The sequence below is a fragment of the Amycolatopsis nivea genome (assembly GCF_004522235.1).
GTDB lineage: Bacteria > Actinomycetota > Actinomycetes > Mycobacteriales > Pseudonocardiaceae > Amycolatopsis > Amycolatopsis nivea.
In genome coordinates, this window is record NZ_SDLT01000032.1 from 98,249 (window position 1) to 118,912 (window position 20,664).

The 20,664-nt window shown below is 68.5% G+C and carries 19 protein-coding genes; 17 read left to right on the forward strand and 2 right to left on the reverse strand.

Annotated features, from left to right (window positions below):
• Positions 1–39: 39 nt before the first annotated feature.
• The 5 genes from mptB to EIZ44_RS31315 all read left to right on the forward strand — a co-directional run bounded on the left by mptB (position 40) and on the right by EIZ44_RS31315 (position 5,036).
• Complete coding sequence (mptB, locus tag EIZ44_RS31295; RefSeq protein ID WP_134663301.1) at positions 40–1,488, forward strand: polyprenol phosphomannose-dependent alpha 1,6 mannosyltransferase MptB; 1,449 nt, start codon at positions 40–42, stop codon at positions 1,486–1,488.
• 28 nt (positions 1,489–1,516) lie between these two features.
• A complete protein-coding gene (locus tag EIZ44_RS31300) occupies positions 1,517–2,194 on the forward strand; it encodes a haloacid dehalogenase type II (RefSeq protein ID WP_043839423.1) in 678 nt (225 codons plus the stop codon).
• 25 nt (positions 2,195–2,219) lie between these two features.
• Positions 2,220–3,755 carry a hypothetical protein gene (locus EIZ44_RS31305; RefSeq protein WP_134663300.1) on the forward strand — a complete coding sequence of 512 codons (1,536 nt, stop codon included), beginning with the start codon at positions 2,220–2,222 and terminating at the stop codon, positions 3,753–3,755.
• Between the two features lie 79 nt (positions 3,756–3,834).
• On the forward strand, positions 3,835–4,449 hold the full coding sequence (locus tag EIZ44_RS31310) for a ClpP family protease (protein ID WP_037820577.1): 615 nt from the start codon (positions 3,835–3,837) through the stop codon (positions 4,447–4,449).
• Positions 4,446–5,036, forward strand: a complete 591-nt coding sequence (locus EIZ44_RS31315; RefSeq protein WP_009073577.1) for a ClpP family protease — start codon at positions 4,446–4,448, stop codon at positions 5,034–5,036. The genes EIZ44_RS31310 and EIZ44_RS31315 overlap by 4 nt, the downstream gene beginning before the upstream one ends.
• Before the next feature lie 188 nt (positions 5,037–5,224).
• Here the strand turns inward: EIZ44_RS31315 and EIZ44_RS31320 are convergent, their stop codons facing one another.
• Both EIZ44_RS31320 and EIZ44_RS31325 read right to left on the reverse strand, forming a co-directional pair.
• Positions 5,225–5,572 (reverse strand): helix-turn-helix domain-containing protein, encoded by a 348-nt coding sequence (locus EIZ44_RS31320; RefSeq protein WP_043839420.1) that lies wholly within the window; start codon positions 5,570–5,572, stop codon positions 5,225–5,227.
• Between the two features lie 59 nt (positions 5,573–5,631).
• Positions 5,632–6,003, reverse strand: a complete 372-nt coding sequence (locus tag EIZ44_RS31325; protein ID WP_134663299.1) for a hypothetical protein — start codon at positions 6,001–6,003, stop codon at positions 5,632–5,634.
• Positions 6,004–6,106: 103 nt separating this feature from the next.
• Here EIZ44_RS31325 and EIZ44_RS31330 point away from each other — a divergent pair, with 103 nt between their 5' ends.
• The 12 genes from EIZ44_RS31330 (at position 6,107) to EIZ44_RS31385 (ending at position 20,421) form a co-directional block, all read left to right on the forward strand.
• Positions 6,107–7,441 (forward strand): pyridoxal phosphate-dependent decarboxylase family protein, encoded by a 1,335-nt coding sequence (locus EIZ44_RS31330; protein ID WP_134732784.1) that lies wholly within the window; start codon positions 6,107–6,109, stop codon positions 7,439–7,441.
• Positions 7,442–7,501: 60 nt separating this feature from the next.
• Positions 7,502–8,980 (forward strand): MFS transporter, encoded by a 1,479-nt coding sequence (locus tag EIZ44_RS31335; RefSeq protein WP_134663297.1) that lies wholly within the window; start codon positions 7,502–7,504, stop codon positions 8,978–8,980.
• 41 nt (positions 8,981–9,021) lie between these two features.
• Complete coding sequence (locus EIZ44_RS31340) at positions 9,022–10,158, forward strand: alpha/beta hydrolase (protein ID WP_199818199.1); 1,137 nt, start codon at positions 9,022–9,024, stop codon at positions 10,156–10,158.
• Between the two features lie 50 nt (positions 10,159–10,208).
• The gene (locus tag EIZ44_RS31345) at positions 10,209–10,895 is read left to right on the forward strand and encodes a TetR/AcrR family transcriptional regulator (RefSeq protein WP_037820575.1); all 687 of its coding nucleotides are present in this window, start codon (positions 10,209–10,211) and stop codon (positions 10,893–10,895) included.
• Positions 10,896–11,448: 553 nt separating this feature from the next.
• Positions 11,449–13,119 carry a (2,3-dihydroxybenzoyl)adenylate synthase gene (locus EIZ44_RS31350; protein ID WP_240691467.1) on the forward strand — a complete coding sequence of 557 codons (1,671 nt, stop codon included), beginning with the start codon at positions 11,449–11,451 and terminating at the stop codon, positions 13,117–13,119.
• Positions 13,116–14,645, forward strand: a complete 1,530-nt coding sequence (locus EIZ44_RS31355) for an FAD-dependent monooxygenase (protein WP_134732785.1) — start codon at positions 13,116–13,118, stop codon at positions 14,643–14,645. Before EIZ44_RS31350 ends, EIZ44_RS31355 begins: the two co-directional genes overlap by 4 nt.
• Positions 14,642–15,400 (forward strand): maleate cis-trans isomerase family protein, encoded by a 759-nt coding sequence (locus EIZ44_RS31360; protein WP_134732786.1) that lies wholly within the window; start codon positions 14,642–14,644, stop codon positions 15,398–15,400. Before EIZ44_RS31355 ends, EIZ44_RS31360 begins: the two co-directional genes overlap by 4 nt.
• A gap of 13 nt (positions 15,401–15,413) precedes the next feature.
• Positions 15,414–16,052 carry a VOC family protein gene (locus EIZ44_RS31365; RefSeq protein ID WP_037812098.1) on the forward strand — a complete coding sequence of 213 codons (639 nt, stop codon included), beginning with the start codon at positions 15,414–15,416 and terminating at the stop codon, positions 16,050–16,052.
• Position 16,053: 1 nt separating this feature from the next.
• The gene (locus tag EIZ44_RS31370; RefSeq protein ID WP_043839400.1) at positions 16,054–16,308 is read left to right on the forward strand and encodes a cupredoxin domain-containing protein; all 255 of its coding nucleotides are present in this window, start codon (positions 16,054–16,056) and stop codon (positions 16,306–16,308) included.
• A complete protein-coding gene (locus EIZ44_RS31375) occupies positions 16,301–17,551 on the forward strand; it encodes an alpha/beta fold hydrolase (RefSeq protein WP_134732787.1) in 1,251 nt (416 codons plus the stop codon). The genes EIZ44_RS31370 and EIZ44_RS31375 overlap by 8 nt, the downstream gene beginning before the upstream one ends.
• Positions 17,552–18,415: 864 nt before the next feature.
• On the forward strand, positions 18,416–19,594 hold the full coding sequence (locus EIZ44_RS31380) for an MFS transporter (protein WP_134732788.1): 1,179 nt from the start codon (positions 18,416–18,418) through the stop codon (positions 19,592–19,594).
• A gap of 14 nt (positions 19,595–19,608) precedes the next feature.
• Entirely contained in the window at positions 19,609–20,421 is an 813-nt protein-coding gene (locus EIZ44_RS31385; protein ID WP_134732789.1) for an aldo/keto reductase, read from the forward strand.
• Positions 20,422–20,664 lie beyond the last annotated feature (243 nt).

The following is a 20,664-nucleotide window of genomic DNA, read 5'->3' on the forward strand; positions in this document are numbered from 1 at the left end:
AGCCGGGGTCGCGGAGGCGGCGGCTACTACGATCGGGGTATGTCTAGTCAGCCGGTCACGCTCTCGCGGCCCGTGCGGTTCTTCAGTTTCGCGTCCGCGGCGAGTCTGCGCTGGACCGGCTTCGGCGGGGTGCTGCTGCTGGCCGTCGCGGTGTACGCCGGGGCCGCCGGGATGTCCGGGGTCCTGCCGTTCGCGGGCGGGATCGCCGGTGTCGGGCTGGTGGTGCTCGCGTGGGCGCTGCTGGGCGGGCGCGTCCTTGCCTCGGACCTTCCCGACGCGGGCTGGCTGAAGCGGACGCTCGCGTTGTGGTGCGGGCCGTTGCTCGTCGTGCCGCCGCTGTTCAGCGGGGACGTCTTCAGCTATCTCGCGCAGGGTGCGGTGGCCGCGCACGGGTTCGACCTCAACGCCGTCGGGCCGCAGCAAGCACTGGGCTCGGCGTCGGACATCGTCGGGCGGGTCAGCGTTTACTGGCGCGAGACGCCGTCGCCGTACGGGCCGTTGTTCGGCGCGGTCGAGCGGGTCGTCGCGCAGGTGTCCGGCGGGAATCCGATCGTCGGGGTCGCGCTGCACCGGCTGATCGAGGTGGCCGGGCTGGTCCTGATCGCGTGGGCGGTGCCGCGGCTGGCGGCCGCGGCGGGGGCGTCGCCGCGGGTCGCGTTGTGGCTGGGCGTGCTGAACCCGCTGGTTCTGTGGCACGTGGTCGCCGGGACGCACAACGACTCGCTGATGCTCGGCCTGATGGTCGCGGGCGTGGCGATCGCGCTGAACGCGCAGGGCGACCGGATTCGCTGGTGGCCGCTCGCGGGCGGGGTGCTGCTCATCGCGCTCGGCGCGGAGGTGAAGGTGCCCGCGCTGGTCGCGCTGGCCGCGGTCGGCACGGCGATTGCCCGGCGGCGCGGGCGGATCGGCGAGTTCCTGCTCGCCGGCGCGGCGATGGTCGTCGTCTTCGCGGCGGTGTCCGCGGCGGTTTCGCTGGCGTCGGGGATCGGGTTCAGCTGGGTGTCCGCGCTGACGACGTCGGGGGAGGTCAACAGCTGGATGGCGCCGACGAACTGGTTCGGCTTCCTCGTCGGCGGCATCGGTTCGCTGTTCGGCGCGCACATCACGCAGACGATGATCGGGGTCGGCAAGATCATCGGGTACGTGCTCACCGCGGCCGCGATCGTCGTGGTGCTGCAGCGGCAGTGGACCGGCCGGATCGACGCGGTCCGCTCGCTGGGGCTGATGCTGAGCGCGGTCGTGGTCTTCGGGCCGGTGGTCCAGCCGTGGTATCTGCTGTGGGCGGTGATTCCGCTGGCCGCGTCGCTGCCTGCCGGACGCGTGCGGTCGGTGGTGATCACGCTCGTCGCGGTGTTTTCGGTCGTGCTTCCGCCGGTGGGCGGCAACTTCAGCGGACGCGTCGGGTTGCTGGTGCTCGCGTACGTGATCGGGCTCGCGGTGGTGGTCGCGGCGTTCTTCGCGCTGCGGAAAGCCTCCACAGTGGACTAACGCTGGCGCGGCCGGATAGGTTGCGCTCATGGACATCGAGGTGCTCGTGTTCGACGTGCTCGGCACGCTCGTCGACGAACCGGCCGGAATCCGCGCAGGGATCCGGAAATTCGCGCCGTCGCTCGCCGCCGCGGAAGTCGAAGAGCTGCTTGCGGTGTGGCAGAAGCACGTCGAGCAGGAGCAGGGCCGCATTGTCGCCGGGGAACGGCCGTACGTCGCGAGCGATGTCATCGACCGGGAAGCCGCGCAGGCCGTCGCCGATGCGGTCGGTACCGGCGAGGTCGCCGAGTTGGCGCTCGCGGCCCGCCGACTGCCGCCGTGGCCGGACACGGTGGACGGCCTCGCCCGCCTTGCGGAACGATTCCCGCTGGTCGGCCTGTCCAACGCGAGCCGGACCGTCTTGCTCGACCTGTGCGCGAACGCCGGATTGCGGTGGCACACCGTGCTGTCCGCCGAGAACGCCCGCACCTACAAGCCCGCTCCGGACGTCTACCGCCTGGCCATCGACGTCGCCGGTCGCGCACCCGAGCGGCTGCTGATGGTCGCGGCGCACGCCTGGGATCTGCGCGGGGCGCAGGAAGCCGGGTTCCGCACCGCGTACGTCGGCCGTCCGGTCGGTGACCCGCCGGGTCCCGCCGATCGGTTCGACTTCCACGCCGACGGACTCGCCGACCTCGCCGAGCAGCTCGAACACGGTCGCGACTGAGCCTCGGACCAGGCATGATCTCGGCGTGACCGATCTCAGCGACTTCGAACAACGGCTCGTCGAAGCGGCCCGCGAAGGCGAACTGCTCGGCGCCGCCCAGATCGACGTCGCGGACCTCGCCGAAACCGAAAGCCCGGACCATGTCGTACGCGCGCAGGTCCTTCGCGACCTGCTGCTTGGCAGGCACGGCGACCTCGACCCGCGCGGCATCATGCTGGCCAGGGCCCGGATCACCGGTCTCCTCAACCTCGACGGCGTCTCCGCAGCCGCCGGGCTGATGCTGCTGACCTGTGTTTTCGACCAGCCGGTGCTCGCACGCCAGGCAAGGCTGCCGCACCTGTACCTGATCGGCGGGCGGATGCCGGGCCTGCACGCGTCCCGGGTACGGATCGAGGGAGACCTGCACCTGTCCGACGGCGTGCGGATCGCCGGGGACAGCCCGGAAGGGGCCATCCGGTTGATCGGCGCGCACCTCGGCGGGAGCCTGCTGTGCCGGGACGCGGAAATCACGAACCCGGCCGGGCTCGCGCTGGAGGCGAGTTCGGCGGAGCTGGGCAGCGGGCTGTACCTGCACCGGGGAACGCGGATCACCGGCTCCTCGGCCGACGGCGCGATCCACCTCAACGGCGCGTGCATCGGCGGTCCGCTGGAGTGTCAGAGCACCAAGGTTTCCAACGACCTCGGACCGGCGATCGAGGCGGACACCCTGACGGTCGGCCGCAGCATGCTGATCCGCGATTCGGAGCTGAGCGGCAAGGGCGAGATCGGCGCGGTGCGGTTGCAGGGCGCGCAGATCGGCGGGCAGCTCGAGTTTTCCGCGACCACGCGCGTCACGTCGCCGGAAGGACGGCTGCTCGGGCTTTCCGACGCGAAGGCGACCACGGTGTTCATGCCGGACAAACTCGTGTGCCCCGACGGCAACACGAGCGCCGAGTGCGACCACCCCGAACTGGCGTGGCTGGACGGGTTCACCTACGCCGCGATCGATCCGTCGTTCGGCTGGCAGCGATGGCTGCACCTGCTTCGCTGCCACACCGAGTACTACGACGCCACCGGTTACCAGAAGCTGGCGGCTGTCGAGCGGACCGCGGGCCATGACGGCAACGCGCGCACCATCCTGATCGCGCAGCAGGACGACCTGCGCCGCCGTTCGCCGGAAGCGCTCGGCGGACGGATGTCGCGGCTGTTCCACTGGATCTGGGGCACGCTGGCCGGATACGGCTACCGCGCTCGGCGTACCGCGGCGGCGTTGCTGCTCGCGCTCGTCGCTGCCGGAGCGCTCGGATTGTGGGCCGGCGCAACGGAAACCCAGCCCGGACAGCACGCGGCACAACGAGTCGCGACCGGTGCGGCGTGCTCCCCGGTCGAGCTGATCGGTCTGGGGCTCGACCGAGGTTTGCCGATCGCGCCGACCGGGTTGCGGAGCCGCTGCGACCTCGACACGGCGAGTGTCGCCGGGCAGGTGTTCACCGCGGCGATCTGGGGGGTGCAGATCGCGGTGTGGGGACTCGCGACGCTGGCGCTGGCCGGATACACGAACCTGGTGCGCAAAACCGCCTGACCTGCCGCGCTGCTCACAGCAGATCTGCCGTCGGCAGAGAAGGCGGACGCGACGGGTTCCGCGGCGGCAAGGTCGGGGCATGACCAACGAATCGACTCCGCCGATGTTCGACCAGCGGCTCCGGGAACGGTTCCTGAGCCAGCGGGTCCTCGTACTGGACGGCGTGCTCGACGACGACAACGGGACGGTCCTCGCGACCCAGATGCTGTCGCTGGCCGGCGAGGACCCGGTCAAGGACATCGCGCTGTGGATCCACTCGCCCGGCGGTTCGGTCCCGTCGATGCTCGCGATCCGTGACGTGATGCGGCTGGTGCCGTGCGACGTTTCGACGCTCGCCCTCGGATTGGCGTGCAGCGCCGGGCAGTTCCTGCTGTCCGCGGGCACTCCCGGGAAGCGATTCGCCCTGCCGCACGCGCGCATCCTGATGCACCAGGGCTCGGCGGGAATCGGCGGCTCGGCCGTGGAGGTCGAGGTACAGGCCGACGACCTGCGCTACACCCGGGACACCGTGCTGGGCCTCACCGCGCAGGACACCGGTCAGCCGTTCGACCGCATTTTCGCCGATTCCCTGCACGACCGGTGGTACACCGCCGCGGAGGCGCAGGACTACGGCTTCATCGACCAGATCGTCGACCGCCTGGAGCAGGTCGTGCCGGTGCGCACGCACGCGATGGGCCTGGGGGTACGCGCATGAGCACCTACACCATCCCGAACGTCGTGACCCGCAGTCCGGGCGGCGAGCGGATCATGGACGTCTACTCGCACCTGCTGTCCGAACGGATCGTGTACCTGGGCACGGCGATCGACTCGGGCGTCGCGAACGCGCTGATCGCGCAGCTGCTGTTCCTGGAGTCGGACAACCCGGAGCAGGAGATCAACCTGTACATCAACTCCGAGGGCGGCGACCCGGCCGCGATGCTGGCGCTGTACGACACGATGCGCTTCATCAAGGCCCCGGTGGCGACGACCTGCGTCGGCCAAGCGGTGGCGACGGGAGCGGTGCTGCTGGCCGCCGGAGCCGCCGGCCGCCGATCGGTGCTGCCGCACGCGCGGGTGGTGCTGCATCAGCCCGCCGCACAGGGCCGCGGGACGATCCCGGACCTGATCCTGCAAGCCGACGAGGTGATCCGGGTCCGGACCCAGCTGGAGGAGATCACGTCCCGGCACACCGGCCACGACGTCGCGGAACTCCGGCACGACACCGACCGCGACCGGGTGTTCGACGCGGCCGGGGCGGTGGAGTACGGGCTCGCGGACCAGGTGATCGAAGCGCGCCCGTGAGGCGAGGACGCAGGCCGGTTCTGGGGCTCCGGCCTGCGGCTTCGCGCCCTGGCTCGGTGGGCTGCGGGTGGTTCCGCGGGCTGCCGTCAGCGCTGGTGCGAGCTGCGGCTCGACCGCATCGATCTGCCGGTTGTGCGCGGTGATTTCACAGCCTGGCGCCGGTGGTTCGAGAAATTCCGCCGCCCGGTTCAGGCCGCCATCAGCACCGGACCGGCCGGACGTCGCGCCGGGCGCGGTCCGACCACGCTGATCCGCCGCATGTCCCCGGCGATCCCGCTCAGCAGACCGGCCAGGTTGACCCCGAGCGCCCCGGTCACCGCGGCGATCATCTCGCTCGACGGTTCCTTCCGCCCGCGTTCGATCTCGGACAGGTACTGCGGCGAGATCCCGGCCCGCTCGGCGACGTCGACGAGCCGCTCGCCCTGGTTCTCCCGGGCGGCGCGGAGACTGCGGCCGAGCACCTCGCGCCACAGGGGTTCCGCCTCGTCGTCCCGGGCGGGGGCGCGGCGCTGGTGGAAAGGAAGGATGTCCGCCATAGGCCCAGCCTGGCATCCGCCGGGGCCTCGGCGACAGCGGTTCCGCTCAGGGCAGAACGTCACCCCGCGACTTGGTTGCCGAGCATGATCACACCGAGCACCAGCGCGATCGCCGACACGCCGATGCCCACCCCCGACACCGGCTTCCCCGTACGCCGTCCGACGACGCCCACGAGTCCGAAGGCCAGTCCGGCCAGCCCGAACGGAAGCGCGAGGTACGCTCGGATGCCGGTCAGGTCGATCGGCAGCAGCGGAACCACGCAGCCCAGCACGCCCAGTACCAGCGACAACACCCCCAGCCAGACACCGTTCGCCGGAGCGGGCGGCGGATAGGGGACGTAGCCCGGGTACTGCTGGGCATTCGGCTGAACCGGCCACGGCTGCCCGGGTCCGGCCGGCGGCATTCCCTGCGGACGGGGTTCGTCAGTCACCGGAAAGCTCCTCACCGTGCGAAAGAAACGTTGCCACACCTTAGAGCGCGGACGCGCTCGGTAGGGTGCCGGAGGAAGCACCCGGCGACCGACGAGGTGAGGCATGGACCGGCGCGAACTGATCGACCAGGCTCTCCGCGGCGTCGAGGCCTGGGAGCGCAAATGGGGTCCGTTCACCCCGTCCCCGGCCAGCGAGCCGGACGTCGATCTCCCCGCGCTGCTCGAGACCTACGCCGCCCGGATGGACGCGTCGTTCCCCTTCTTCCACCCCCGCTACGCGGGCCAGATGCTCAAACCGCCGCATCCGGTCGCGGTCGCCGCCTATCTCGCCGCGATGGTGGTCAACCCGAACAACCACGCGCTCGACGCCTCGCAGGCCACCTCGCCGATGGAGGTCGAGGTGATCGCGGACCTGGCGCGGATGTTCGGGTTCGCGCAGCCGTCGCTCGGCCACCTCACCTCCAGCGGGACGATCGCGAACCTCGAAGCCCTCTGGGTCGCCCGCGAACTGGCCCCAGGCAAAGCGGTCGTCCATTCGCAGGACGCGCACTACACGCACGGACGCATGTGCCAGGTGCTCGGTGTGGAATCCCGCGCGGTGCGGGCACTTCCCGACGGACGCGTCGATCTGTCCGCGGTCGAAGCCGAGGTCCGCGGCGGCGGGGTAGGCGCGGTGGTGCTGACTCCAGGAACGACCGGGCTCGGGGCGGTCGACGACATCCAGCAGGCCCTGGCGCTGAAGGAACGGTACGGGGTCCGCCTGCATGTCGACGGCGCGTACGGCGGGTTCTACACCTTGCTGGGCGAGTACGAGGCCTACCGCGCGATCGGCTCGTGCGACTCTGTCGTCGTCGACCCGCACAAACACGGACTCCAGCCGTACGGCTGCGGCGCGGTGTTGTTCGCGGACCCGTCGGTCGGCCGGTTCTACAAACACGATTCTCCCTATACCTACTTCACTTCCGACGAGTTGCACCTCGGCGAGATCTCCCTGGAATGCTCCCGCGCTGGTGCCGCCGCCGGGGCGCTTTGGCTTACCCTGCAAGCGTTCCCGCTGGAACGCGACCGAGGACTGGGTCGATTGCTGGCGGCGTGCCGTCGAGCGGCGAACGATTTCGCGGGACTGCTCAAGGAATCCGACCGTTTCGCCCTGCACCTCGAGCCCACTTTGGACATTGTCACCTACTGGCCGCGACGGACCCGGATGAGCGAGATCACCGAAGCCGCCAACGCCATCCTCCAGAACGGCATGGCGGACAAGGACAACCCGCTGTATCTGTCCACTTTGCGCGTCGACGCGGAGGCGTTCGCCGTGCTGCATCCGGACGTCGAACGGGACGCCGAGACCGTCACGATCCTTCGTTCGGTGTTGATGAAGCCCGAGCACGAGGCCTGGATACCGCAGCTCAAGCAAGCGCTCGACCGGTTGGCGGAGTGAGTCCCGGACAGCGGGACTGACCGGTTCGATCCGGACGGACCGCCGGTTACATCGGTGCGCATGGCTGAGCAACCGCGCACCGCAGAGCGGTCGACCTGGTATTACTTAGCGATCGTCGTGGCGATCGCGCTCCTGACCGAGAATGCCAACTTCGAGTTCACCCTCGTCGGGGTGGGCCTGCCCGACATCGCCGCCGCCTTCGGAACCGACCAGGTGGCGCTGGTGATGACCGTCGTCTTCGTCGCGTCGCTCGTCTTCCTCCCGATCGCCGGGAAACTCGCCGACACGCACGGCAAAAAGAAAGTCCTCCTGGCCGCGGCCATCATGTTCGGCGTCGGCTCGCTGATCTGCGCACTGGCCCCGGTGTACTGGCTTTTCCTCACCGGACGCGTGCTCCAGTCCGCTTTCGTCGTCGCGTACGTCGCCGGTTACGGCCTCATCCGCGACCTCTTCCCGCCGCGACTGGTGCCGCTCGGCGTCGGCGCGCTCGGGGTCGGCACCGGCGTCGCCGCGTTCGGCGGTCCGCTGCTCGGCGGGTATCTCGTTGATACCTACGGGTTCCGGAGCGCCTTCTGGTTCACCCTCGGCTACGACGTCGTCGTCTCGACAATCGTGCTGCTCGTCGTCCCCGAAACCCGAGTGCGGATCAAACGCCGCATCGACGTCGCCGGCGGCTTGCTGCTCGGTGGCGGGATGGCGGTGCTCGTGCTCGGCTTGGTCGAGAAGGAGTATCTCGCTTACGCAGTGGCGCTTTCGGTGATAATGCTGGCGCTTTTCGTGATTGTCGAGCGTCGCCGCGCCGAACCGTTGATCGATCTAGCGCTGGCGGCACAACCCAAGGTGTGGCTGACGCTGCTCGCGTCGGGAACCGCCATCTTCGTCACCACTGCCAACAGTTCCGTGCTCATCCCGCAGCTGCTTCGGACTCCGCACGTGCCCGGAGTGTCAGAACACGGTCTCGGCATGAACGCGTTGGAATACGGCGTGCGCTACGGTCTCCCGTTCGGTCTGGTCGGCGCGGCCGCGGGTTACGCCGCCGGATGGGTATGCCGGAGATTCGCGCCGAGAACTGCTTTGCTCACCTCGATCATCGGCACCCTCGGCGGGGTCGTGCTGATCCTTTTCGGACAGTTGAGCGGACCGGTCCTGATCGTGGTGATCGCCGCGCTCATGGGCATCGGGCTGGGATTTCTCTACGCCGGAGCCAACAATCTCGTCATCGAGGCCGTGCCCGCGGAGGCGCAGGGCGTCACGACTTCGTTGCTCTACACCGCACTCGGCGTGATGAACACCCTCGGCACGGCGATCGTCGGATCGATCACCGCTGCCCATCAGGTCCGGCTCAGCTCCGGTGTCTCGATCACCAACGACACCGGATACCAGGCGGCGTACTTCGTACTGCTCGGCGTGAGCGTCCTCGCGCTCTTGCTGACTGTCCTCATGCGACACGGCCGCACCCCGGCCACTGGCGGAACAGCTGCGGCGGAAAGGCCAGGTCTTGACATCAACACCAGTGTCGATAATATGACACAATCGTAAACATGGGTTGATGCCGTCCGGCCCCATGGAAGGAGACCACCGTGCGCAGCGTCAAACGACTTGCTACTCGGATGTTGGCGGTGATGTCGGCGGGGCTGCTCACGCTGACCGGCGTCGCGAACGCGGCCGACGCCTGGCCTGCGACCGAGGCGGTGCCCGGCCTGCCCGGCACGCCGGTGTCCGCCGACGTGCCAGGAACGGCTTCGGCCAGCGGCGCGCAGTGCCGCGACTACTTCTTCCCGGTCACCGAATCGCCGGAAAGTCCTGCTGTGCTCAAGGAATTCGGCCAACTGTGCACATCGGACCCGGCCTTGCTCGGCAAGCAGCCGGTGCAGATCCTCATCCACGGCGGCACCTACGACCACACCTACTACGACTGGCCGTACCAGCCGGACCGCTACAACTACGTCCGCTACATGACCCAGCGCGGCTTCACGACGCTGAACCTCGACCGGATCGGCTACGGCCACAGCGACCATCCGCCGGCCGCGAGCATGAACTTCGACGTCGCGGCCAATACGACCCACCAGATCGTGCAGTATCTGCGCCAGGGCGCGCTGGGCAAGCAGTTCGGCACCGTGACGGTCAACGGATACTCGATGGGCGGCCTCACCGCGCAGGTCGAGGCGGGCAAATTCCACGACGTCGACGCGTTGATGGTGCACGCCGTCGGCCACGGGCTGCTGACCCCGCGCTCCACGCTGCGGCTCGGGACGTTCGCCTATCCCGCGCTGCTGGACCCCAAGTTCGCGGACAAGCCGTGGGCGCTCGATCCGGCGTACCTCACCAGCATCCCCGGCAAACGCGACCTGTTCCACGGTCCACAAGGGACGTATGACCCGGAGCAGCTGCAGGTCGAAGACGCCACAAAGGACACTATGTCCGCGACCGAGCTGGCGGACATCACCTTGCGCACCTACACCGACCAGACGAAGAACATCGACGCTCCGATCCTGTGGTCGCCGGGCCAGTACGACAAAATCTGGTGCGGCACCACCGACGACTGCAACACCGATCCCATGGCGGCGAACGAAGCGAGCTACTACCGGCCGGGCGTGTTCACGAAATACCTCGTGCAGAACACCGGACACGCCACGCTGCTCGGCTACGGCGGCGTCGACTACCTGCGGGAAATCGTGAGCTGGCTCGGCGAACGAGGGATCCGCGGGGTCCAGTGAGCCGGGTGCGCCGCAGTTCGCCGGGGCAGCGGACCGGTAAACTGCGGCGCATGTCCACGGCAGAGCGAGGCAAGGGTTCGCGCAGCGGGTTGCGCCGGACGCTGATGACGTCCGAACTTCTGGACACCGCGACCAAGCTGTTCGCGGAAAAGGGCTACGAGGCCACGAGCCTGCTGGACATCGCGAACGCGCTGAACATTTCCCGGCCGGCGCTGTACCACTACGTCAGCAAGAAGGAAGACCTGCTGGCGATGCTCGTCGAGCAGGTCACCAACGGGTTCGCCGAGGTGCTGGCCCAGCTGAAGGCGCGCGACGACCTGACGCCGTCGGAGAAGATCGCCGACGTGGTCGCGCTGATCGTGCGGCAGCGGGCGGAGCACTCCGACCAGTTCCGGATCCTCGACCGGTCCGAGCCGATCCTGCCGGAGCCGCTGGCCGGCGAGCATCTGACGGCCAAGCGGAAGATCCTGCGGGAGTTCACGGCGCTGGTCGAGGCAGGGATCGAAGCTGGGGAATTCCGGCGGGTCGACGCGCGGACGGCGGCGTTGTCGTTGCTGGGGATGTGCAACTGGGTCGCTTGGTGGTTCCGGCCTGGGGGCGATGTGGATTCGCTCGTGGCTACCGTCACTGGGTTGGCGACGGGGATGTTGGCGGCTGGGGAGAATGCCGGGCGGGGGCGGCAGGACGCGCGGACTATTGCGGAGATTCGGGGGTTGTTGGATCGGTTGGAGGGGTGAGGTTTCTCCTCCTGCTGGGTCGGGGAAAGAGCGGCTGTGCCGGGGGGAAGAGCGGCTGTGGCGGGGGAAATAGAGCGGCGAAGCCGCGAAAAGAGAGCGGCGAAGCCGCGAAAAGAGAGTGGTCGCGTGGGGCACCCCGAAGTTTGATTGTCACTACGGCGCGGGGGTGCTTGTCAAGGCGGGAAAGATGCCTTGACAAGCACCCCCGCGCCGTGTTTCTGGCTTCGTATCGGGGGCGGGGGAGGTGTGGGTGCCTCGCTCGTTGGGTGCACCGGGTGCGGCTGGGTGGGGATGGGGGCTAGCGCCCCAATGTGGCATTGGGTGCATCTGATGCACCCAATGTGGCATTCGGTGCGTGGGACGCAACGAATGTGGCATTGGGGCGCATCGCGTAGGGCGGGCGAGCTGAGCTGGGGCTGGGCTGGTCGTGAGGGGGACCCTGAGGGAATCAGGGGCTGTGAGGGTGGCCCTCACGAACCTCGCGCTGTGACATGAGTGTCGAAAGTTCGACACAGATATTGAATTCTGCGCTCTGGCGGCTTACCTTGGCTGCATGACGTTGCCTCCAGCTGCACTACCAGTGGCCCCGTTCGACGAGGTCAGCGTGCTTGCTTATCGGCGTGCCGGGTTGTGGGCGGGGCAGTCCCTGCCTGCTGAACTCCTGGCCGCGGCTCGTCGGCACGGTGGCCGTACCGCGCTCGTTTCCGAGGGTGTGGCGTGGTCGTACGACGAGCTTTTCGACACTGCGTCGCGGTTCGCGGCGGGGCTGCTCGGGTCGGGTGTGGTCCGTCCGGGGGAGCCGGTGGTGTTCCAGATGGGGAACGTGGCGGAGACCGTCGTCGCGTACCTCGGGTGTTTGTTCGCTGCCGCGCCGCCGGTCTGTACTTTGCCGCAGCACGGGACTCGCGAGATCGGGTTGCTCGCGGCGCACGTCGGGGCTCGGACGCTGATCGCGCAGGCCGATTTCCGGGACGGGCGGTTGCGCAAGCAGGCTGAGCAGTTGCTGGCGGACGGGGCCGTCTCCGACGTCGTCGTGTGCCGGGGCGAGGCGCTCGGAGATACGCCGTCGTACTCGCGGCTCGTGGCTGAACAAGTGCGGGAACCGTTGCCCTACTTGGATGTTGACCTTGCCCGGCCCGCGGTGTTCCAGCTTTCCGGCGGGACGACGGGGCTGCCGAAGGTCGCGCCGCGGTTGCACGAGGAGTACGCCTACAACGCTCGTGCCTGGGCGGCCTCGATGGCGATGGACGAGCACTCGCGGGTGCTGTATCCGTTGCCGCTCATGCACAACGCGGGTATCTCGCTCGCGCTGCAGCCCGCGATCCTCACCGGAGCGACGCTCGTTCTCGCTCCCTCCGCGGACGTCGACACGCTGCTCGACCTCATCGCCGAGCACCGGCCGGACGTGCTTCCGCTCGTGCCGCCCGCGCTTGCCGTGCGGCTTCTCGAATCGCCGCGGGCACAGGCGGCGGACCTGTCCTGTCTGCGGGATTTCGTGGTCGGCGGGCAGCGGTTGCCGGTGGAGGTCGCCGAGCGGTTGCGGGACGAGCTCGGCATCCGGATCCGGCAGATGTTCGGGATGGCCGAAGGGATGTTCCTGGTCACGCCAGCCGGCGCGGACGAGGACGTGCGGCACCACACCGTCGGTGCGCCGATCTCCGCGGCGGACGAGATCCGGATTCTCGACCCGGTGTCCGAAAGCGAAGTCCCGGACGGAGAGGTCGGCGAGTTCGCCGCGCGCGGGCCGTACACGATCCGCGGCTACTACCGCGCCGAGGAGCACAACAAGACCGCGTTCACGCCCGACGGGTTTTACCGCACCGGCGACCTGGCCCGGCGGCACGTCAGCGCGAAGGGCGTCAGCTACTCGATCGACGGGCGGATCAAGGACGTCATCAACCGCGGCGTCGAGAAGATTTTCGCCGAGGAGGTGGAGGAGATCATTGTTCAGCATCCGGACGTGGTCACTGCCGCGCTCGTCGCGATGCCCGATCCGGTGCTGGGCGAACGAGCGTGCGCGTACCTCGTGCTCGAGGACGGCGCCGAGCCGCTGACGGTGGAAACCCTTGGCGCGCATCTGCTCAGCCGCGGGCTCGCGAAGTACAAGCTGCCCGAACGCGTCGAGGTGGTGCCGGCGCTGCCGTTGACGAACGTCGGCAAGGTCGCGAAGAACCGGCTGCGCGAGGACGTGCAAGCGAAACTGGCCGAAGGGAGTGCCCGGTGACCCGGCGCGCGAACGTAATCGGGGGCGGACCCGGCGGGCTGTATGCCGCCCGGCTGCTGAAACTCAACGACCCGGGTCTGGAGGTCGTCGTCCACGAGCGGACGGACGCGTCGCGGGCGACGTTCGGGTTCGGGGTCGGGCTCACCGAGGCCACCATGCGCAACCTCGAACAGGCCGATCCGGAGACCGCGGACCGGGTCCGGGCGGTCAGCTACGTCGGGCACGAACTGCGCTTCGACGCTCCTGATCGGTCCGTGTGCCTGCACGGCGCGCGCAATCTCGCGGTCGGCCGGGCGGAGCTGCTGCGGGTGCTGCGAGAAGCGGCGACCGAGGTCGGCGTCGAATACCGGGCCGGGTCGCGCGCCGATCTCGGCACCGTGACCGGCGACGTCGTCATCGCCGCGGACGGGGTCGGCAGCGCGACGCGCACCAAACTCAGCGCGGAACTCGGCGTCCGCACCACCCTCGGACGGACGCGGTACGTGTGGTGCGGTGCCCCGTTCGCCGTGTCGTCGGCCTTCTTCGCCGCGGCTCGGCGGGGGCCCGAGCTGTTCGTCACCCACGCTTATCCGTACGCGGAAGACCGAAGCACTTTCCTGATCGAAGTGGACGACGAGACGTGGACGAGCGCCGGTCTCGCTGAGTTCGACGCGGCCACCGGTCCCGGCGAGACGGACCGGCAAAGCGTGCGGCTGCTGGAAAACGTGCTCTCGGACCAACTTCGCGGCGGCGAGCTGCTCACGAACCGCACTCGCTGGAGCCGGTTCGTCAACCTCGGCCTCGACCGGTGGCACAGCGGGAACGTCGTGTTGCTCGGCGATGCCGCGCACACCGCGCACTACACGCTCGGCTCGGGTACCAAGCTTGCGCTGGAAGACGCGATCGCGCTGGCCGGGGCGTTGACGGGGGAGAGTTCGCCGTCCGCCGCATTCGCCGCGTACGAACAGGCGCGACGACCGGCGGTGGAGCGGTTCAAGCAGCTCGCCGGCCGCAGTCAGCGGTGGTGGGATTCCTACCGGTGGCGAGCGGACTGGTCGGCCGAACGGCTCGGCCTGTCCTACATGACGCGTTCGGGCAACATCACGATGGCCGACTACGCCAGGTCCGAACCCGAGGTCGTGCGCGCCGCGCTGGAGTGGCTGGGTTCGGCGCCGACCGGTGACCCGGAGGAATGGGTACTCGCACAACCGTTGCGGGGCAACGGGTTCCAGCTTCCGTCGCGGGTCACTACGCGCGCGAACCTCGGTCCGGTCGAAGAGCTTTCCTGGACCGAACCGGACGTGTGGAGCGAGCCCGCCGACGACGCGGTCGCCCGCGCCGGTCGCGGTGCCGGTCCGCTGCTGCTCACCGGAGCCGCGGACGAGTTCTGGGCAAGGGTCGACCTTGCCGAGCGGCTTCGCCTGCAGACCAGCCGCTGCGTCGGCGTGCAGCTCCCCGAATCCGCGCGGGCCTTCGCGGCGACCTCGATCGGTGCCGGCCGGGCCGATTTCGCAGTCCTTGAAGACTTTCCCAGGAGGAATTCGTGACCAGCACTTCCCGGCGCGTCGGGCTGATCGTGCCGAGTTCGAACGTCACCGTCGAAACGGAGCTGCCGCGGCTGCTCCAGCGGGTGGCGGACGTCGAGTTTTCCTTTCACTCCAGTCGAATGCGCATGCACGCGGTGACGCCTGAGCAGCTGCGCGCGATGAACGCTCAGCGCGAGCGTTGCGTCCTGGAGATCGGCGACGCGCGGACGGACGTGCTGCTCTACGCCTGCCTCGTCGCGGTCATGGCGTCCGGTGTCGGGGCACATCGGGACACGGAGCTGCGAATCGCCGAGCAACTCGCGCTCGGCGGCGCGGACGCCAAAGTCCTGTCCAGCGCCGGTGCGCTGGTGCGCGCGCTGAAGGATCTTGAAGCCAACCGCGTCGCGCTCGTCATGCCGTACACCGAACCGGTCGCGCGCACTGTGGTCGAGTACCTGGAGGCCGAGGGCTTCACGATCACCGGCTGGCGTGCGCTGGGCGTCGCGGACAATACGGAGGTCGGCTGTATACCGGGCGACAATGTGCTGTCTGCCGCACGCGAACTCGACCTCCGGGCCAGCGACGCGCTGGTGCTGTCGTGCTGTGTCCAGATGCCGTCGCTCGACCTGATCCAGCCCGCGGAGGACGAATTCGGACTGCCCGTGCTCTCCGCCGCCACCGCCGGCGCGTACTCGATCCTGCGCAGCCTCGGCCTTCCCGTCGAGCTGCCGGGCGCGGGTTCGCTGCTGCGCGCCGACGCCAAAGTCCAGGCCTGAAAGGAGTTTCCGCATGACTGACAAGCCAGTGCACCGCGTGCGCGGAGTCGACCACGCCGCCTTCCCGACCTTCGACCCGGTCGCCACCGTCCGGTTCTACCGCGACGTGCTCAATTTCCCGATCGTCCACTCGATCTGCGCCGCAGGTTGGGGCCCGGAGAAGCACCCGGACTTCATCCACTTCTTCTTCGACATCGGCGGCGGCGACCGTCTGGCCTTTTTCTATTACTTCGGCTGGGAACCAGCAGGCGACCAAACCGCCCCGGGCGACGCGTGGGCGCGGTTGCCCCACGGCACCCCGAAGTTCTTCGCCGACAGCAGGCATCTGGCGATCAACGTCGCCGACGAGGAAGATCTGCTGGAATATCGCCGTCGCCTGGACGAATCCGAATGGCCGGTGGAAATGCAGGTGATGCACGAAACCATCGAATCCATTTACACCCACGACCCGAACGGCTACATGGTCGAAATCACCCGCGCCTTGCGTCCAGTGACCCCGCAGGAGGACCTCGACGCGGAACTGACCCTGCGCGCATTGTGCGACGTCGCTTCGGGCGAGGACCCTTCGATGGACAAACTGCTTACGCGCAAAGCAGAACTGATCGTCGAGGAAGCGGCTTCGTGGGAGCCCGCGGGGAAGGAGATGGTCTGACGTGGCGCGGTTCTATGTCCTAGACGTGCCGGAAAACGAAGGCGTCCTCGCCGTGGCCCGCCAAGACGACGGCAATACGGTCGACCGGATCGGCCCGTACTTCCGAATCAGCGCCCCGGAAACGATCGTCATCGACCGCCGCGCGACGGGCTGTCGGCACGCCGTTTGGTACAGCGCGATCGCCGGTCTGGAAGGGTCCGTGATCACTCAGCACGACAAGAACGCGCTGCGGATCGAAAGGCGCCCCCATGCCTGAAAACGGCCTAGGCGCGGGCCGTTACCTGGCCCCCGCCTCCCTCCCCGAGGCGACCACCACAACCGCACACCAACTCACCACCTCCGACGGCGCGACAGTCAACGGTCTGCTCAGGACAGTCCCAGGTGCGTCCACAGTGGCTTTCCTGATGCATCCGCGGCAGGATTTCTCGCACCACGTCCTGGTTCCCGAACTGCTAGCCCAAGGCTATGCGGTATGGACCCAAGGAACCCGCACCGTCGGCAACGACCTCACCCTGCTGCACGAACAAGCCCTGCTGGACATGGCAGCCGGACACGTCTTCCTGCGCTCCGCGGGCTTCCCGTCAGTAGTCCTCATCGGACACTCCGGCGGTGCCGCCTTGGCTGCTTTCTACTTACAGCAGGCCGCCCTGCCTCCATCCGCCCGACTCCACTGCGCCCCAAGCGGAAAACCCGTCCCTCTCACTGAGGCCGAAATGCCCGTCGCGGACGGTTTCCTCATGATGGCCCCGCATCCCGGTCAGGGAGCTTTGCTGCTGCGCCTGATCGACCCCTCGGTCACCGACGAACAAGACCCCCGCTCAGCTTCACCGGCCGTGGACCCCTACCTCCCCGCGAATGGTTTCGTCACCCCGCCGGAATCCTCGAGGTATTCCGCAGATTTCATCACGGCATACCGCTCGGCCCAATACGAACGCGTCGCCCGAATCGACGAACGAGCCCGGGAACTGGCCGAGGAGTCGGCCACCGCACGGCGTCGCTACGCCACCTCCAAAGACCCAGAGGACCGACGGAGCGCCCTGGCGACCGGAGTGCTAACCGTCTACCGCACCGACGCGGACCTGCGTTCAGTCGACCTGTCACTGGACCACAACGACCGCCCATACGGTTCGCTATTCGGCCGCCGCCCGGACCTGACCAATTACGGCGTGCTCGGCTTCGGCCGCCTGACGACTCCGGACTCCTGGCTGTCGACCTGGTCGGCTATCTCGAGCAACGCAGACTTGGCCGGCTGCCTGCCGGACGTGAAGGTGCCGACGCTGCTGGTCGAACTGACTGGCGATCAGGCGTGCTTCCCTGCCGACGCCAAACGCTTCCACGACTTGAGCGGCGCGTCAGACACCACGCATGTTCGGGTGCCGGGCAGGCATTTCGGCGCCCCTCTGTACGAGGGCATGACCTCAGGCGCAACCCTCGCCGGCGCGGAAATGGGCCGGTGGCTGGGGGAGCGCTTCCCAGCAGGCGCGCTCGCGGTGCGGTAAGCCGGGCTGCTTGCTCCTGGCGGGTTCGCTCGCGGCGAGGTGAGTTGGGTTGCCTTCTCCTGGTGGGTTCGCTTGTTTTCCCTGAATTCTTTCTTCTGTGCGCCGGTCTTCTCCCGTGGGGAGGACCGGCGCACTTTCGCTTCCCCGAGGGCCTGCGATCCGGCCGCTGCGATCAGGAGGCGACGGGAGTCCCGGGCCGCCGCTCCAACACCGGACGGTCGTTGATCTGCCGACTGACCACCGATATCCAAGTCGATTGCATACGGTCGCCTGACCATGCACCGATAGTTGATTGCATACCGTCGACGGGCGGCGCGCGGACACGGCAGGCCCGGAATGGATTCTGCCGATCGGATCCGGTCGAATCCGGCGGCTCATCTACCGGAGACAGTGAGCAGGATTCCAGTCGTCTGTCCGCCAGTCGCCAGCCGCCAGCCGCCAGTCGCCAGCCGCCTGCCTGCCAGTCGCGTGTCCGCCAGTCGCGTGTCTGCCGGTCACCTGTCGACCAGTCAACGGCATCCCAGTCGATTGCATACAGTCGGCTGCAGTCTGCGGGCAAGCGACATCCGGCAATCGACACCTCGCCGCAGTTGACACCTCTCTCGCTGCAGTCAAACCCCACTGCAGCCGACACCTCTCTCGCCGCAGTCGATACCCCGGCAAGAACCCCCGCGGACTGGCGCAGTGCATTGGCGCGCGGAGACCGCTCACGCGCTCGCAACCCCGGTTCCGCACCCATGCCGTCTCAAGGCCACCCCCAACTGTGACCCTCATCAACAACAAGCGCCGACAACATGCCGCGTATGCAACTATTGCGAAGGCCGACAAACAGCACCAACACGCAGACCAAGGAGACGCGGGCTCATGCCACTAGCACTGGTAGCGCTGGCCATCGGCGCGTTCGGGATCGGCACCACCGAATTCGTGATCATGGGCCTTCTCCCCGAGATCGCCGCCGATTTCGGAGTGTCCATCCCGTCCGCAGGCCTTCTGGTGACCGGTTACGCGCTCGGGGTCGTCGCCGGAGCGCCGGTGATGACGATTCTCGGCACGAAGATCAATCGCAAGACCATGCTCATGCTGCTCATGGGCCTGTTCATCGCCGGGAACCTGCTGTCGGCGGTCGCGCCCGCGTTCGGGGTCATGCTCTCTGGGCGGATTGTCGCGTCGCTCGCGCACGGGGCGTTCTTCGGGATCGGCTCGGTCGTCGCGGCGGAGCTCGTCGCGCCGGACAAGCGGGCCGGGGCGATCGCGATCATGTTCACCGGGCTCACGGTCGCCAACATCGTCGGCGTGCCGCTCGGGACGTTCGTCGGGCAGGCGGTCGGGTGGCGGGTCACCTTCGGGATCGTCGCGGCGCTCGGCGTTGTTGGGCTCGTCGGCGTCGCGAAGCTGGTGCCGGACCTGCCCCGGCCCGAAGGGGCGCATTTGCGCAAGGAGCTCGCCGCGTTCCGGAACGTTCAGGTGGTGCTCGCGATGGCCATGACGGTCCTCGGTTTCGGCGGGGTCTTCGCCGCGATCACCTACATCGCCCCGATGATGACCGAGATCGCCGGGTACTCCTCGGGCGCGGTGACCTGGCTGCTGGTGCTGTTCGGCATCGGCATGTTCCTCGGCAACCTGACCGGCGGCCGGTTCGCCGACCGCAAGCTCATGCCGATGCTCTACGTCAGCCTCGGCGGGCTCGCGATCGTCCTGGCGCTGTTCACCGTCACCGCGCACAGCAAAATCCTCGCCGCGGCAACGATTCTGCTGATCGGCGCGCTCGGCTTCGCCACCGTGCCGCCGCTGCAGAAGCGCGTTCTCGACCAGGCGCACGGCGCGCCGACGCTCGCGTCCGTCGTCAACATCGGCGCGTTCAACCTCGGCAACGCGCTCTCCGCGTGGCTCGGCGGCGTCGTGATTTCCGCCGGATTCGGTTACACAGCACCGAACTGGGTCGGGGCCGCGCTCGCCGGTTCCGCGCTCGGCCTCGCGGTCTTGTCGGCCGCCCTCGAACGCCGACCGCGCGTCGCGGCGCCCGAACCCCTTGTCCAGCACTGAGAAAGGCAATACCGATGAAGATCCGCCTCAGCAACGGCATCGAAATCCCGCAACTCGGCTTCGGCGTCTTCCAGGTCCCGGACGACCAGACCACGGCCGCGGTGGCCAGCGCTCTCGAGGCCGGCTACCGCAGCATCGACACCGCCGCGATCTACGGCAACGAAGCAGGAGTCGGCCGCGCCATCGCCGAGTCCGGGATCCCGCGCGACGACCTCTTCGTCACCACCAAGCTGTGGAACGAAGACCAGGGCTACGACTCCACCCTGCGCGCCTTCGACGCCAGCCTCGCGAAACTCGGTCTCGACTACGTCGACCTGTACCTGATCCACTGGCCGACCCCCGCCCGCGACCGCTACCTCGACACCTGGCGCGCCCTGGAACACCTCGCCAAAGACGGTCGCATCCGCGCCGCGGGCGTGTCCAACTTCCAGCCCGCGCACCTGCGCCGCCTGCTCGACAACAGCGGCCTCGTGCCCGCGGTCAACCAGATCGAGCTGCACCCCGGCCTGCAACAGGCCGAACTGCGCGCCTTCCACGCCGAACACGGCATCGCGACCGAAGCGTGGAGCCCGCTCGCTCAGGGGGCCGTCCTGACCGACCCGGCGATCACCGAAATCGCCGCGCGCACCGGGAAATCCGCCGCGCAGGTGGTGCTGCGCTGGCACCTGCAGTTGGGCAACATCGTGATCCCAAAGTCCGTGACGCCCGCCCGGATCCGCCAGAACCTCGACGTCTTCGACTTCGACCTGACCGACAGCGACCTCGCCGCTATCGCCACCGCCGACCGCGGCCTGCGCACCGGGCCGGACCCGGATCAGTTCAACTGACGGACCGCCGCGAGGCAACGGAAACCGCCTCCTCGACGCCGCATCGGGTGCACGCCAGGCACTCGATGCGGCGTTTTGCACATGCCGCCCTGGGGGTTGGCTCGGCCTCGGCCGGGGCGGAGATGTGCAGCCTGGTCGGGCGGAGATGCGCAGCCTTGGACCGGGCGCCGTGACCGCCGAGGCTGAGATGTGCGGCATTTGGTGGGATTGACCCGTTTTGACGGACAGGGTCGTTGAGGTGTG

Excerpts from the sequence above, each read along its gene's own strand:
- mptB (WP_134663301.1), top strand. The coding sequence starts at position 40 with ATGTCTAGTCAGCCGGTCACGCTCTCGCGGCCCGTGCGGTTCTTCAGT.
- EIZ44_RS31300 (WP_043839423.1), top strand. The coding sequence starts at position 1,517 with ATGGACATCGAGGTGCTCGTGTTCGACGTGCTCGGCACGCTCGTCGAC.
- EIZ44_RS31310 (WP_037820577.1), top strand. The coding sequence starts at position 3,835 with ATGACCAACGAATCGACTCCGCCGATGTTCGACCAGCGGCTCCGGGAA.
- EIZ44_RS31315 (WP_009073577.1), top strand. The coding sequence starts at position 4,446 with ATGAGCACCTACACCATCCCGAACGTCGTGACCCGCAGTCCGGGCGGC.
- EIZ44_RS31320 (WP_043839420.1), bottom strand. The coding sequence starts at position 5,572 with ATGGCGGACATCCTTCCTTTCCACCAGCGCCGCGCCCCCGCCCGGGAC.
- EIZ44_RS31330 (WP_134732784.1), top strand. The coding sequence starts at position 6,107 with ATGGACCGGCGCGAACTGATCGACCAGGCTCTCCGCGGCGTCGAGGCC.
- EIZ44_RS31335 (WP_134663297.1), top strand. The coding sequence starts at position 7,502 with ATGGCTGAGCAACCGCGCACCGCAGAGCGGTCGACCTGGTATTACTTA.
- EIZ44_RS31345 (WP_037820575.1), top strand. The coding sequence starts at position 10,209 with ATGTCCACGGCAGAGCGAGGCAAGGGTTCGCGCAGCGGGTTGCGCCGG.
- EIZ44_RS31350 (WP_240691467.1), top strand. The coding sequence starts at position 11,449 with ATGACGTTGCCTCCAGCTGCACTACCAGTGGCCCCGTTCGACGAGGTC.
- EIZ44_RS31365 (WP_037812098.1), top strand. The coding sequence starts at position 15,414 with ATGACTGACAAGCCAGTGCACCGCGTGCGCGGAGTCGACCACGCCGCC.
- EIZ44_RS31375 (WP_134732787.1), top strand. The coding sequence starts at position 16,301 with ATGCCTGAAAACGGCCTAGGCGCGGGCCGTTACCTGGCCCCCGCCTCC.
- EIZ44_RS31380 (WP_134732788.1), top strand. The coding sequence starts at position 18,416 with ATGCCACTAGCACTGGTAGCGCTGGCCATCGGCGCGTTCGGGATCGGC.
- EIZ44_RS31385 (WP_134732789.1), top strand. The coding sequence starts at position 19,609 with ATGAAGATCCGCCTCAGCAACGGCATCGAAATCCCGCAACTCGGCTTC.